This window comes from Streptomyces sp. HUAS TT11, from assembly GCF_051553595.1.
GTDB lineage: Bacteria > Actinomycetota > Actinomycetes > Streptomycetales > Streptomycetaceae > Streptomyces.
In genome coordinates, this window is sequence record NZ_CP196184.1 from 3,915,081 (window position 1) to 3,928,697 (window position 13,617).

Below are 13,617 nucleotides of genomic sequence, written 5' to 3' on the forward strand. Positions count from 1 at the left end.
CCTTCCCCAAATGGCCTTGATCGGTGCGGATGTCCATGCTAACGGGAAGCACGGCTCTCTCATTCCACGGTTCGATGTGACCCTCGGCTTCGTAGGTTCGTACGGAACCGAGGGAACGCCTGTTCCTATGGGGGCCGGGGCACGGATCGCCGTGCTCGGCCGGCACCGGCCCGGAGCCGGCGGATCATGACCACCGCGGGCGACCGCCGCCCCGCGGGCGATGCCGTGTCTACTGCTCCGCGAGCGCGCGCAGCCTGCTCAGGGCCCTGTGCTGGGCCACCCGCACCGCTCCCGGTGACATTCCCAACATCTGACCCGTCTCCTCGGCGGTCAAGCCCACCGCGATGCGCAGCAGGAGCAGCTCGCGCTGGTTCTCGGGCAGGTTGGCCAGGAGCTTCTTGGCCCACTCGGCGTCGCTGCTGAGCAGCGCGCGCTCCTCGGGCCCGAGGGAGTCGTCCGGGCGCTCCGGCATCTCGTCCGACGGAACCACCGTCGAGCCGGGATGGCGCATCGCCGCGCGCTGAAGGTCCGCGACCTTGTGCGCGGCGATCGCGAAGACGAACGCCTCGAAGGGGCGCCCGGTGTCCTTGTAACGCGGCAGCGCGAGGAGGACGGCGACGCAGACCTCCTGCGCCAGGTCCTCGACGAAGTGCCGGGCGTCTCCGGGCAGACGGGACAGCCGCGTACGGCAGTAGCGCAGCGCCAGTGGATGGACGTGCGCGAGCAGGTCATGGGTCGCCTGCTCGTCGCCGTCGACGGCACGATGGACGAGCGCACCGATCACCGTTGTCTCGTCGTCGCGCATCGGTCCATGGTGCCTTGGCGTGGTCCGGTCCGTGGCACCGCGTTCGTAGTTGTGCACCGAAGCGTTATGAGCAGGTGCGCCGGAACTCATCTCCTGCGCCCTCCCCTCCCGCTCGATCGACTCGTCCCCGAGGAACTCCACACCTCCAAGGATGCGGCATCCGCGGCGAAACGAGCAGCGGGCACCCGGCGGGCCGTGTTGCCAACCCCGCCCACCGTGCGGTAGGCGGGGATCCGCGTACCCCCGCGGTGATCCACTTAGCGGACCAGGCCCCAGCGGAAGCCGAGCGCCACGGCGTGCGCGCGGTCCGAGGCGCCGAGCTTCTTGAACAGCCGCCGGGCGTGCGTCTTCACCGTGTCCTCGGACAGGAAGAGCTCGCGACCGATCTCCGCGTTGGAGCGGCCGTGGCTCATGCCCTCGAGCACCTGGATCTCACGCGCGGTGAGTGTCGGCGCGGCGCCCATCTCGGCGGAGCGCAGCCGCCGCGGCGCGAGCCGCCAGGTCGGGTCGGCGAGGGCCTGCGTCACGGTCGCCCGCAGCTCGGCGCGCGAGGCGTCCTTGTGCAGATATCCGCGCGCGCCGGCGGCGACCGCGAGCGCCACACCGTCCAGGTCCTCGGCGACGGTGAGCATGATGATGCGCGCACCGGGGTCGGCGGACAGCAGACGCCGCACGGTCTCGACGCCGCCCAGACCGGGCATGCGTACGTCCATCAGAATCAGGTCCGAGCGGTCGGCCCCCCAGCGGCGGAGGACTTCCTCGCCGTTGGCTGCCGTCGTCACGCGCTCGACGCCGGGCACGGTCGCCACCGCGCGGCGGAGCGCCTCTCGGGCAAGCGGGGAGTCGTCGCAGACGAGGACGGATGTCATGACCGCCCTCCGCAGCTGATGCGCGTCACCTTGAGCCTCCAGGCTGGTACGAATCGTCACCTGTGCGGTCGACGCCCTCGGACGCCTGCCCGAGCGCTTGTTGTTTCAACCGCCTCCGCACTCTCAACGATGGTCACTCGAAAGAGTTACGGTGCAGCAAGCCATCTTCGGCACTGTACGTGAGGGCGCGGACACGGTGCAGACATGCGCGGCGGACCCTCGAACTTTCACCACAACCTATGCCCCATTTAGCCGCTTTTCTTCCCGTTTGCTGGTGTCTAGGGCTAGATTCGCAATGAGTCATATTTTCATCTCCTAAGATCGTCGTTGTACGGTCGGAGACACACATATCCGCCCAGAACGGCAACAAGGGGACACGCAATGGCAGATTTCTCCCGCCTTCCCGGTCCGAACGCGGATCTGTGGGACTGGCAGCTCCATGCGGCCTGCCGTGGAGTCGACAGTTCGCTCTTCTTCCATCCGGAGGGCGAACGAGGGGCGGCCCGGAGCGCTCGTGAGAACTCGGCCAAGGAGGTCTGTATGAGGTGCCCCGTACGCGCGGAGTGCGCGGCCCACGCACTGGCGGTGCGCGAGCCCTACGGCGTGTGGGGCGGGCTGACCGAGGACGAACGAGAAGAACTCATGGGACGGGCACGGAACCGGCTGGTACCGGCCTCCACGACCAGCGGGGGCAGTAGCTCCTCGAACAACTGAAGGAACGTTTCTCCATCACGGGCGCACATAGGTGTGCCCATTTTTGGCGTGGGCACCGCCCGGCAGGCGGTTCGGGGGCGACGAGGGGGACAGGGGGACTTCGAGGGGATGGAGCGCACAGGGCCGCTGCCCGGGGGACCGCTCCGCATCCGGAGGATCCGCTCCTCCCTATCGGCTCGCCGCCCGCGCCAGTTCGTCCAGCGTCGCCGCCACCGCGGGCACCTGTGCAAGATCCGGCAGGGTGAGCGCGACGACCTCCCGCCGCACCGCGGGTTCCAGCGTGACGGGCCGCGCACCCCTCGGCCGCACGGACTCGATCGCGAGCTGCGGCAGCACTGCCACACCGAGACCGGCGCCGACCAGGCCGACCACCGCCGGATAGTCGTCGGTCGCGAAGTCGATTCGGGGCGTGAAGCCCGCACTCTCGCATGCCTGCACCAGTTGACCGCGGCAGCGCGGGCAGCCCGCGATCCACGGTTCCCCGGCGAGCTCGCCGATGGCGACCGACTCCGCGCGCGCCAGCCGGTGCCCCTCGGGAACGAGCCCGACGAGACGGTCGACGAGCAGCGGGCGGACGACCAGGTCGTCCCACTCCTCGGCGTCGGCGGCCCCTTCGTAGCGGAACGCGAGCGCGATGTCGCAGTCGCCCGCACGCAGCGTCTCCACGGACTCGGGCGGTTCCGCCTCCTCCAGAAAGACGCGGGTGCCGGGATGCGCGGCGCGCAGGGCGGCGAGCGCGGTGGGCACGAGGGTGGAACTGCCGCTCGGGAAGGAGACGAGGCGGACGCGGCCGGCTCTCAGGCCCGCGATGGCGGCGACCTCCTCCTCGGCGGCGGTCAGCCCGGCGAGGATGCCCGCCGCGTGCCGCACCAGCGCCTCGCCGGCCTGGGTCAGGCGCATCTCGCGGCCGTTGCGGACGAGCAGGGGGGTACCGGCCGTCGCCTCGAGCGCCTTCATCTGCTGACTGACCGCGGGCTGGGTGCAGCCCAGCTCGCGCCCCGCCGCGGAGAAGGAACCGGTGGCGGCCACGGCACGCAGCACACGGAGATGTCGAGCCTCGATCACCCTGAAAGCATAAGGGATTCTTGGACAAGGCGGCAGATATTGCGTCGACGCTTTGACCTTTCGTCGCCTACGGTGCGGACATGAAGCTTCTGTCTCTGAATCTGGGCCGACCCGTGGCCGTCGACTACACCGACCAGCCGCTGGGCGTGACGGGCATCGACAAGCGGCCCGTGGACGGGCCGGTGCGCGTGACCGCCCCCGGACCCAAGGGAACCGGCGCGAGCGGGCTGGCCGGGGACGCGGTGTGCGACCTGCGCCACCACGGCGGCGACGACCAGGCGGTGTACGCGTTCGCCCGTGAGGATCTCGACGCGTGGGAGCGCGAGCTGGGCCGCCCGCTGCCGAACGGCTCGTTCGGCGAGAACCTCACCACCGAGGGACTCGACGTGTCCGGCGCCCGGATCGGCGAGCGCTGGCGTGTGGGCTCCGAGCTGGTGCTCGAGGTGACCTCCGGGCGGATCCCCTGCCGCACCTTCCAGGGACACCTGGGCGAGCGGGGCTGGGTCAGGCGGTTCACGCACCGGGGGGCGCCCGGAGCGTATCTGCGCGTGATCGAACCGGGTGAGACGCGGACGGGCGACCCCATCGAGATCGTGCACCGGCCCGGGCACGACATCACCGTCGCCCTTCAGTTCCGCGCGTCCACCACGGAACGGCATCTGCTGCCGGACCTGTTGGCGGCGGGCGAGGCGCTGCACCCGGAGACCGCCGCAGCGGCACGTCGATACCTGCAGATGCGCCCCGCCGGGAACTGACGTGCCCGGTAGGGACATTGGCGGTGGAGCCGGTCAAAGGCCCGGTCCGGCAGGCGGACTCGATCCGTCCGGGTCACTATCGTTGGCCCATGACAACGGCTCTGATTACGGGAGCGACCGCGGGCATCGGCGCCGCGTTCGCACGGCGGCTGGCCGCCGACGGCCATGACCTCGTCCTGGTGGCGCGCGACACCAAGCGGCTGCGCGAACACGCGACGGAGTTGCACGACCGGCATGGCATCGAGGCGGAGGTGCTGACCGCGGACCTCGCCACCGACGAGGGCATCGAGGCGGTGGCCGCGCGCCTGTCCGAGCCGAAGAACCCGGTCGACCTGCTCGTCAACAACGCGGGCTTCGGCAACAAGGGCCGCTATCTCGACGTACCCATGGCGGACGAGCTGCGCATGCTCAAGGTGCACTGCGAGGCGGTGCTGCGGCTGACGAGCGCGGCGGCGGAGCCGATGCGCGCCCGTGGCCGCGGCGGGATCGTCAACGTGGCCTCGGTGGCGGCGTTCGTCCCGCGCGGCACGTACGGCGCGTCCAAGGCGTGGGTCGTGCAGTTCACCCAGGGCGCGGCGCGGGAACTGGCCGGGACCGGCGTACGGCTGATGGTGCTGTGCCCCGGCTTCGTGCGCACGGAGTTCCACGACCGCGCCGGAATGGGGACGGAGAGCATCCCCGGCTGGATGTGGCTGGACGCCGACAAGCTGGTCGCCACCGCCCTCGCGGATCTGGGCCGGGGCAGGACGGTGTCCATTCCCGACCCTCGGTACAAGGCGCTGATGGGTGTGGTCAAGATGACGCCGCGTGCGCTGCTGGGCGGGATCACCACCCGGACGGGGCGCAGGTTCGGACCGCAGTAGCGACCGTGCGGTGCCGCAGGCGCGGGCCTCGGCGGGAGAGGTGACGCCGCCCCTCGGGTGGGAGGATGGGCGTATCTGCCGGACCCAGGGGGGCCGGAGGCGGCGTCATGACATTCGTGCAGCTCATCGATTGCAGGACCAGCCGGTTCGACGAGATGAACCGGCTCGTGGACACATGGCTCGAGCAGACCGGCGGCAGACGGAGCGCCACACACAGCCTGATCGGCAAGGACAGGTCGGACGCCTCGCACTTCATCGAGATCGTGGAGTTCCCCTCCTACGAGGAGGCGATGCGGACCTCGAACCTCCCGGAGACCGACCAGATCTTCCACGACATGATCGCCCTCTGCGACGAGATGCCCGTCTTCACGGACCTGGTGGTGGTGCGGGACGAGCAGTTGTACGTGGCGAACGTACGGCGGTACTTCGACGTCGTCGCCGCCCGGGGCGAGCTGTCGCCGCTCGACGGACTGCTCGCCGAGAACTACCACGACCACGATCCCGCCAACGAGCAGGACACCATCGGGATGGACGCGATGCGGCGCGAGATCCGGGAGTGGCGGGCGGGCTTCGACTTCGCGTTCACCGTCGAGGACCAGATCGCCGAGGGGGACAAGGTGTGCACCCGCTGGTCCTGGAAGGGCCGGCACACGGGTGAGTTCCTCGGCATCCCGCCCACGGGCAGGGAGGTCACCATGACCGGCACGACCGTCTTCCGGTGCGGAGCCGACGGGAAGATCGTCGAGGGCTGGTGGCAGTACGACCGGCTGGGCCTGATGGCACAACTGGGGGAACTGGACGTGCTGGAGGCCTAGAAGGCACCGGGCCGTCGGGCCGCGAACCCGCCCGGCCGGGTCCCGTTGCCATGGGTCGGGCGGATGCGGGGTGAAGCGTCCGGCGGAGCGCGCCATCGGCGGCCGGCGGGTCGGGGGCGGACAGCGCAAGGCCCGGCACCCCCGAGGGTGCCGGGCCTCAGTACCGCTTGTGGGCTCGCGTCAGTGGGAGTGACCGTGGCCGTGGCCGGCGGCGGCCGGCTCCTCCTCTTCCTTCTTCTCGACGACCAGGGTCTCGGTCGTCAGCAGCAGGGAGGCGATGGAGGCGGCGTTCTCCAGGGCGGAGCGGGTGACCTTGACCGGGTCGATGACACCGGCCTTGATCAGGTCGCCGTACTCGCCGGTGGCGGCGTTGTAGCCCTGGCCCTTCTCGAGCTCGGCGACCTTGGAGGCGATGACGTAGCCCTCGAGGCCGGCGTTCTCGGCGATCCAGCGCAGCGGCTCGACGACCGCGCGGCGGACGATGGCGACACCGGTCGCCTCGTCGCCCTGCTTGCCGAGGCCGCCGTCCAGCACCTTGGAGGCGTGGACCAGAGCGGAGCCACCACCGGAGACGATGCCCTCCTCGACCGCGGCGCGGGTCGCGGAGATGGCGTCCTCCAGACGGTGCTTCTTCTCCTTCAGCTCCACCTCGGTGGCGGCGCCGACCTTGATCACGCACACGCCGCCGGCCAGCTTGGCAAGACGCTCCTGGAGCTTCTCGCGGTCCCAGTCGGAGTCGGTGTTCTCGATCTCGGCCTTGATCTGGGCGATACGGCCGGTGACGTCACCGGACTTGCCACCGCCGTCGACGATGGTCGTGTCGTCCTTGGTGACCGTCACGCGGCGGGCGGAGCCCAGCACGTCCAGGCCGACCTGGTCGAGCTTGAGGCCGACCTCCTCGGAGATGACCGTGGCGCCGGTGAGGACGGCCATGTCCTCCAGCATCGCCTTGCGGCGGTCGCCGAAGCCGGGGGCCTTCACCGCGACGGCGTTGAAGGTGCCGCGGATCTTGTTCACGACGAGCGTGGACAGAGCCTCGCCCTCGACGTCCTCGGCGATGATCAGCAGCGGCTTGGAGGAGCCGGCCTGGATGACCTTCTCCAGCAGCGGCAGCAGGTCCGCGATCGAGGAGACCTTGCCCTGGTTGATGAGGATGTAGGGGTCGTCGAGGACGGCCTCCATGCGCTCCTGGTCCGTCACGAAGTACGGCGACAGGTAGCCCTTGTCGAACGCCATGCCCTCGGTGAAGTCCAGCTCGAGACCGAAGGTGTTGGACTCCTCGACGGTGATGACACCGTCCTTGCCGACCTTGTCCATCGCCTCGGCGATGAGCTCGCCGACCTGCTGGTCCTGGGCGGACAGCGCGGCGACGGCGGCGATGTCGGACTTCTCGTCGATCGGGCGGGCGGTGGCGAGGAGGTCCTCGGAGACCGCGGCGACGGCCGCGTCGATGCCCTTCTTCAGGGAGGCCGGGGAGGCACCCGCGGCGACGTTCTTCAGGCCCTCGCGCACCAGCGCCTGGGCGAGCACGGTGGCGGTGGTCGTACCGTCACCCGCGATGTCGTTGGTCTTGGTCGCCACCTCCTTCACCAGCTGGGCGCCGAGGTTCTCGTACGGGTCCTCGATCTCGACCTCACGGGCGATGGTGACACCGTCGTTGGTGATGGTGGGCGCGCCGAACTTCTTGTCGATCACGACGTTCCGGCCCTTGGGACCGATCGTCACCTTGACCGTGTCGGCAAGCTTGTTGACGCCGCGCTCGAGAGCGCGACGGGCGTCCTCGTCGAACTTCAGGATCTTCGCCATGGAGCGTTTCAGTCCTCTCGGATGCGATGCCCGGCAGCCCTCGGGGAACAGCCGTCATCACGGTGAAGAACGAACCGCGCCCCCGGCGCCCGGCTGATCGGTCGCGGGGGGCCAGGGGCGCAGTTCAGAGCAATCTGCTTCGGTGAATTACTTCTCGATGATCGCGAGCACGTCGCGAGCCGAGAGGACGAGGTACTCCTCGCCGTTGTACTTCACCTCGGTGCCGCCGTACTTGCTGTACAGCACGATGTCGCCGGTCTTCACGTCGAGCGGAAGACGCTCGCCGTTCTCGAAGCGGCCCGGGCCCACGGCCAGGACGACGCCCTCCTGGGGCTTCTCCTTGGCGGTGTCCGGAATGACCAGGCCAGAGGCGGTGGTTTGCTCAGCATCCAGCGGCTGGACCACGATGCGGTCCTCGAGCGGCTTGATGGCAACCTTGGAGCTGGTGGTCGTCACGATCCGACCTCCCCCTTCGGAGATCTCACGGGGTTAACTGTCTGAGGTGGCGACCAGGTGGATCCGTCGTCGCGGGTGCCGGACCTGCCCGTCGCTTTGTTGGCACTCGTCACTGCCGAGTGCCAGAGCCGAGACTATGACCGCGATTAGCACTCGGTCAAGCGGAGTGCCAGTCGGCCGCGGCGCGGCGCGGAATACGGGCTGACCCGGGGATCGTTCCGCACCCCGTTCCCCGGCCCGCGCTACAGGTAGTCCTCCAGGCGGGCCACCGTGAACCCGCTCGCCTGGATGCGGCGCAGGAGGCGGGCCGTCTCCGCGGTCGGGGAGGCGAGTGGGCGGCCGGTCCCACACGGGCGGACGATGTCGCCCGGGTGCAGGGGTGCGCCGACGCCGAACCGTTCCGGTACGGGGCGCCACAGGACCACCGCCGTGACGCCGCAGTCCGCCGCCGCGCGGAGGGTGGTGCGGTCGTAGACGCCGTGCGGTGGGCGGAGCAGCCGGGGGCCCGGGCCCGGGCGCGCCGTCAGCCGGTCCCGCTGTCCGCAGATCTCGGCGTGCTGTTCGCCGTAGGGGCGGCCGCGCAGCACGGCGTGGCCCAGGGCGTGGTTCTGGACGGCCGCACCGGCCGCCCGCAGGCGCGCGGCATCCGCACCCTTCGGCCCGGCGCCGTCGGCCGTGAGGAACACGCTGACCGGGAGCCGCAGTTCACGGACCATGTCCACGAACCGGGGGTCGGCCTCGACGTCCTCGTCGTACGTCAGGAAGACGACCCTGTCATGGGTGGGGACGCGATCGAGGACCGGTGGCAGCCCGCCTCCCGTTCGGACCGGGCCGCCCGCGGGCCGGGCCGGCCGGGGCGCGGGGGCGAGCGGAGCGCTCAGACCCCAGCGGCGGTACGCCCGATCCGAACGCTGCACCTTCTGCGCCGCCTTCTTGCCCAGCCGTTCGATCGGGTCGACGGACTGGGCGCAGCCGGACAGCAGCACGGCGGCGAGCGTCCCGGCGAGCAGGGCCCGCGGCCACGGCCGTGCCCTCACGGACGGACCTCCGCGCCCGCCCCCGCGAACCCCCCGTCCGTGGCCTTGCGCGGGAACCGTTGCGGCACGTGAACGCCCGCCGTACTCCTGCCCGCGCGCTTCACCGCCGGAACAGCACGCCGCAAGGGACACCTGGCCCACTTTTCGTCGTTTTGTCGTACGAGCCACATGGTGTCGGATCCTTCCAGCGACCGGCGCCCCCGTCCGGCCGACACCGCGGCCGGACGCACGCGGTCCACCGACTGGTCGACAATGACCGGGTGAACGACCTCTCCTTCGCCTCCCTGCTCACCCCCGAGGGCCGTGCTCTCCTGGACGAGGTGCGCGGCACCGCTCCGGCGCAGGAACTGGCCGTCGCCACCCGGTTGCGCCGCGCACACCCCGCCGACCTGGTCTCGGCGGCCCTCGCACAGGCGCGGCTGCGCGAACGGGCGGCGGCGAAGTTCGGCCCCGAGGACGCGGGGCGGATGTTCTTCACGGCGAACGGGGTCGAGCAGTCCACCAGGGCCGCCGTCGCGGCCCACCGCGCGGGCCGGCTGCGGGAACTCGGCGCGACCTCGGTCGCCGATCTGTGCTGCGGCATCGGCGGCGACGCGATCGCGTTCGCCCGGGCCGGCATCCGGGTCCTCGCCGTGGACCGGGACCCGCTGACGGCCGCGGCGGCGCGGGCGAACGCCGAGGCGCTGGGCCTGTCCGCACTGATCGAGGTGCGCGAGGCGGACGTCACGGACGTGGACGTGTCCGCCTACGACGCCGTCTTCGTCGATCCGGCGCGGCGCGGCGGGCGCGGCCGGATCTTCGATCCCGAGGCGTACTCGCCCCCGCTGTCCTGGGCCGTGGCGACGGCCCTGACGGCCCCGCACGCGGCCCTGAAGGTCGCACCGGGCATCCCGCACGAGGCGGTGCCCACCGCCGCGGAGGCCGAATGGATCTCGGACGGCGGCGATGTGAAGGAGGCCGTGCTCTGGTTCGGCACGCAGCCGGGGCTCGTACGCGCCACCCTGCTGCCCGGCCCGCGTGTGCTGCGCGGCCGCGCGCTGCCCGACCCGCCCGTGCGCGCGCCCGGCCGCTACCTCTACGAGCCGGACGGCGCCGCGATCCGCGCGCACCTGGTCGCGGAGGTGGCGGAGGAACTCGACGGCGGTCTGCTCGACGAGACGATCGCGTATGTGACGGCGGACGAGCACCGCGACTCGCCCTACGCCACCGCGTACGAGATCACCGACCGGCTCCCGTTCAACGTGAAGAGGCTGAAGGCGCTGCTGCGGGAGCGGGAGGTCGGGGTCCTGACCGTCAAGAAGCGCGGCTCGGCGGTCGAGCCGGAGGAGCTGCGGCGGAAGGTCCTGCCCAGACCGCACGGGCCGAACGCCGTGACCGTGTTCCTGACCCGGGTGGCCGGTGCGCCGACGATGCTGCTCGGGCACCCGGCCTAGGGTTCAGCGGCAGTCCTGCGCACGCGCCCGGAGCAGTTCCCGCTCCCGCTCGTTGCGGGCGAGCGAGGCGGCGCGCTCGAACTCCCCACGGGCCTGTGCCGTGCGCCCCAGCCGGGCCAGCAGATCGCCGCGGACACTCGGCAGCAGGTGGTAGCCGCGCAGGGCGGGTTCGCCCGCCAGACGGTCGACGATCTCCAGGGCCGGACCCGGCCCCTCGGCCATCGAGACGGCGACCGCACGGTTCAACTCGACGACGGGCGACGGCGACCGGGCGGCCAGCAGACCGTAGAGGGCGACGATGCGCGCCCAGTCCGTGTCCTCGTACCGGTGCGCATGGGCGTGGCACGCGGCGATCGCGGCCTGGAGGGCGTACGGGCCGGGGGCCCCGGTGGCGACCGCGTCGGCGCGGCCGAGCGCGGTCACACCGCGGGCGATGAGCAGGCGGTTCCAGCGGGTCCTGTTCTGGTCCCCGAGCAGCACCGGCTCGCCGTTCGGTCCGGTGCGGGCGGCCGAGCGGGACGCCTGGAACTCCAGCAGCGAGGCGAGCCCGTGCACTTCGGGCTCCTTGGGCATCAACTCGGCGAGCACACGGGCCAGCCGCAGCGCGTCCTCGCACAGGGCGGGGCGCAGCAGATCGTCACCCGCGGTGGCCGCATACCCCTCGTTGAAGATCAGATAGATGACCTCGAGCACCGATCCGAGCCGCGCGTCCCGCTCGGGCCCGTAGGGCACCTCGAAGGCGACGCCCTTCGCCGCGAGGGTGCGCTTGGCCCGCACGATGCGCTGGGCGACGGTGGTCTCCGGAACGAGGAACGCACGGGCGATCTCGGCCGTGGTCAGTCCGCCGAGCAGACGCAGGGTGAGCGCGATGCGGGACTCGGCGGACAGGACGGGGTGGCAGGCCGTGAAGACGAGCCGCAGCAGATCGTCGTCGATGTCGTCCGGATCGGCCGGCTCGTCGACGTGGTACGGCGTAGCCTCCAGGTCCCGGCCGACCTCCGCCAGCTTGCGCGCATACCGCTCCCGGCGGCGCACGAGGTCGATCGCGCGGTGCTTGGCCGTGGCCATCAGCCAGGCGCCGGGGTTGTCGGGCACGCCGTCGCGCGGCCACCGCTCCAGGGCGGCCACCAGTGCGTCCTGCGCCAGCTCCTCGGCGATGGCCACATCGCGCACGATCCGGGCGACACCGGCGATGACGCGCGGCGACTCCATCCGGAAGACGGTCTCGATCACGCGGGAGGGGTCGCCCGCGGCCGGGGAGCGGGTGGGCTGATGTTCCACAGCCCACCATGCAACACCCACCGGCGGACGAGCGCCAAGGGAGCTCAGCCCTGGACGATCTCCCGCACCTCACAGGTGACCGTCCAGAACTCCTCGTGGACCTTCACGAAGCGCTTGGCCCACTCGATCGCCTCGGCCATGTCCTTGCACTGCATGATCGCGTAGCCGCCGATGACCTCCTTGGACTCGGTGAAGGGACCGTCCGTGACGGAGAGCTCTCCCCCTTCCCAGCGCACCCGGGTGCCCTGGGCGGTCGGCGTCAGCCCGGCGGTGTCGAGCATCACCCCGGCCTTGGTGACCTCCTCGATCAGCTCCCCCATGCGTTCCATCAGCTCGGGGCTCGGGCCCTCCTGGGGCGCGGTGGTCTCGTCGATGCGCACGAGCGACATGTAACGCGGCATGGTGACTCCTCGATACGGCGACCGGGTCCTTCCCGGCCTCTCACCCCTGCGTCGAACGGGGACGGCGCGCATCGACACGAGCCGCGAACTTTTTCGCGGAATCTTTTTCCGCGGTCGTCGCCGCAGGTCCGGCGCTCAGGTCCGGCGCTCAGGTCCGGGCCGGAGGCGTCACCGGAGCGACTTCCACAGCGCGCTCGCCGATGGTTCCTCGGCCACCACTCGATCGTGATCGGACGCGGCCGGCACCACCGGCATCATCACCGTCTTCATGTTCTGCGACGTCAGTCCCCGCAGGCTCTGGGCGAAGCGCACCAGTTCCGGCAGCGAGTCCAGGCCGGTGTCCGTGGTCAGGCCGCCCGTGATCGCGTCCGCGACCCGGTAGAGGGCGGTGGGGTCGGTCAGCAGCTGCGTCGACGCGATCTGTTCCAGCAGTGCCTTCACCACCTTCTGCTGCAGGCCTATGCGGCCGAGGTCGCTGCCGTCGCCTATGCCGTGCCGTGTGCGGGCCAGCGCCAGGGCCTGCTCGCCGTCGAGCCGGTGGGTGCCCGCCTGAAGATGCAGATGGCTCTTGTCGTCGTCGATGTCCTGGTCGGTGGTGACCGTGATCCCGCCGAGCGTGTCCACCAGCTTCGCGAATCCCGAGAAGTCGATCTCAAGGTAGTGGTCCATGCGGATGCCCGTCATCGACTCGACCGTCTTCACCGCGCAGGCCGGGCCGCCCACCGAGTACGCGCTGTTGAACATCGAGCCGTACGCCACCGCCGTCGTACCGCCCGAGGGCAGTGGACACGACGGGCGGGTGACCAGGGTGTCGCGCGGAATGCTCACCACCGTCGCCCCGGTGCGGCCCGCGTCGACGTGCACCACCATCGCCGTGTCCGAGCGGGCCCCGGAGCTGTCGCCGCCGCCGAGTGCCGCGTTCGCCCGGCCGCTGCGCGAGTCGGAGCCGAGGACCAGGAGGTTCAGCACGCCGCTGGGCAGCGGAGAGGCGGAGGCCGAAGCCGAGGCCGAGGGCGCCGGGGTCGTCACCACGGGCGAGGGCCGATCGCTGCCCAGGGCCCCGTCGATGTCGACGCTCTTGATGTTCTGGTTGAGGTGCCAGTAGGCCCAACCCGCCCCGGCCACCGCCAGAACGAGGCCGCAGGCGACAAGGACTCCCGCGGCCCTGATCAGACGGGTCCGTCCACCGCCCCGCCGCGCTTCGCCACCCTTGCCGTCCCCGTGCGCGTCTTCTGAAGTCACGCGCAGGAACATAAGTCCGAATTATGGGGAGCAGGGACCCCAGTGCGTCATTCTTCGGAAAATCTCACGCTTCTT

14 protein-coding genes are annotated in these 13,617 nt (G+C 71.0%); 5 read left to right on the forward strand and 9 right to left on the reverse strand.

Annotated elements, in window-relative coordinates; genetic code table 11:
• Positions 1 to 229: 229 nt before the first annotated feature.
• Positions 230 to 805 (reverse strand): sigma-70 family RNA polymerase sigma factor, encoded by a 576-nt coding sequence (locus ACSHXN_RS17375; protein ID WP_355137288.1) that lies wholly within the window; start codon positions 803 to 805, stop codon positions 230 to 232.
• 257 nt (positions 806 to 1,062) lie between these two features.
• Complete coding sequence (locus ACSHXN_RS17380) at positions 1,063 to 1,674, reverse strand: response regulator transcription factor (RefSeq protein ID WP_003948568.1); 612 nt, start codon at positions 1,672 to 1,674, stop codon at positions 1,063 to 1,065.
• A gap of 381 nt (positions 1,675 to 2,055) precedes the next feature.
• Here ACSHXN_RS17380 and ACSHXN_RS17385 point away from each other — a divergent pair, with 381 nt between their 5' ends.
• Positions 2,056 to 2,388 (forward strand): WhiB family transcriptional regulator, encoded by a 333-nt coding sequence (locus tag ACSHXN_RS17385; RefSeq protein ID WP_355137286.1) that lies wholly within the window; start codon positions 2,056 to 2,058, stop codon positions 2,386 to 2,388.
• 168 nt (positions 2,389 to 2,556) lie between these two features.
• Here the strand turns inward: ACSHXN_RS17385 and ACSHXN_RS17390 are convergent, their stop codons facing one another.
• Positions 2,557 to 3,453 carry a LysR family transcriptional regulator gene (locus ACSHXN_RS17390; protein ID WP_355137284.1) on the reverse strand — a complete coding sequence of 299 codons (897 nt, stop codon included), beginning with the start codon at positions 3,451 to 3,453 and terminating at the stop codon, positions 2,557 to 2,559.
• Positions 3,454 to 3,533: 80 nt separating this feature from the next.
• Here ACSHXN_RS17390 and ACSHXN_RS17395 point away from each other — a divergent pair, with 80 nt between their 5' ends.
• From ACSHXN_RS17395 to ACSHXN_RS17405, 3 genes are all read left to right on the forward strand, one after another.
• Positions 3,534 to 4,208, forward strand: a complete 675-nt coding sequence (locus ACSHXN_RS17395) for an MOSC domain-containing protein (RefSeq protein ID WP_355137282.1) — start codon at positions 3,534 to 3,536, stop codon at positions 4,206 to 4,208.
• Positions 4,209 to 4,297: 89 nt separating this feature from the next.
• Positions 4,298 to 5,071 carry an SDR family NAD(P)-dependent oxidoreductase gene (locus ACSHXN_RS17400; RefSeq protein WP_355802485.1) on the forward strand — a complete coding sequence of 258 codons (774 nt, stop codon included), beginning with the start codon at positions 4,298 to 4,300 and terminating at the stop codon, positions 5,069 to 5,071.
• Positions 5,072 to 5,178: 107 nt separating this feature from the next.
• Positions 5,179 to 5,886, forward strand: coding sequence for an ester cyclase (locus ACSHXN_RS17405; RefSeq protein WP_355137278.1), 708 nt, complete (start codon positions 5,179 to 5,181; stop codon positions 5,884 to 5,886).
• 180 nt (positions 5,887 to 6,066) lie between these two features.
• Here the strand turns inward: ACSHXN_RS17405 and groL are convergent, their stop codons facing one another.
• The 3 genes from groL to ACSHXN_RS17420 form a co-directional block, all read right to left on the reverse strand.
• Entirely contained in the window at positions 6,067 to 7,692 is a 1,626-nt protein-coding gene (gene groL, locus ACSHXN_RS17410; RefSeq protein ID WP_355137276.1) for a chaperonin GroEL, read from the reverse strand.
• A 147-nt stretch (positions 7,693 to 7,839) separates the two neighbouring features.
• Positions 7,840 to 8,148: a co-chaperone GroES gene (gene groES, locus ACSHXN_RS17415; protein WP_003998759.1), complete on the reverse strand. Its 309-nt coding sequence runs from the start codon at positions 8,146 to 8,148 to the stop codon at positions 7,840 to 7,842.
• Between the two features lie 242 nt (positions 8,149 to 8,390).
• Positions 8,391 to 9,185, reverse strand: coding sequence for a polysaccharide deacetylase family protein (locus ACSHXN_RS17420; RefSeq protein WP_356111248.1), 795 nt, complete (start codon positions 9,183 to 9,185; stop codon positions 8,391 to 8,393).
• A gap of 260 nt (positions 9,186 to 9,445) precedes the next feature.
• Here ACSHXN_RS17420 and ACSHXN_RS17425 point away from each other — a divergent pair, with 260 nt between their 5' ends.
• The gene (locus tag ACSHXN_RS17425) at positions 9,446 to 10,618 is read left to right on the forward strand and encodes a THUMP-like domain-containing protein (protein WP_355137272.1); all 1,173 of its coding nucleotides are present in this window, start codon (positions 9,446 to 9,448) and stop codon (positions 10,616 to 10,618) included.
• 3 nt (positions 10,619 to 10,621) lie between these two features.
• On the opposite strand, the gene ACSHXN_RS17430 is transcribed toward ACSHXN_RS17425, so the two are convergent.
• From ACSHXN_RS17430 to ACSHXN_RS17440, 3 genes are all read right to left on the reverse strand, one after another.
• Positions 10,622 to 11,899, reverse strand: a complete 1,278-nt coding sequence (locus tag ACSHXN_RS17430) for an RNA polymerase sigma factor (protein ID WP_438303320.1) — start codon at positions 11,897 to 11,899, stop codon at positions 10,622 to 10,624.
• A 44-nt stretch (positions 11,900 to 11,943) separates the two neighbouring features.
• Positions 11,944 to 12,300: a YciI family protein gene (locus ACSHXN_RS17435; protein WP_059127210.1), complete on the reverse strand. Its 357-nt coding sequence runs from the start codon at positions 12,298 to 12,300 to the stop codon at positions 11,944 to 11,946.
• A 168-nt stretch (positions 12,301 to 12,468) separates the two neighbouring features.
• Positions 12,469 to 13,554 (reverse strand): LCP family protein, encoded by a 1,086-nt coding sequence (locus tag ACSHXN_RS17440; protein WP_355137270.1) that lies wholly within the window; start codon positions 13,552 to 13,554, stop codon positions 12,469 to 12,471.
• Positions 13,555 to 13,617: the final 63 nt, after the last annotated feature.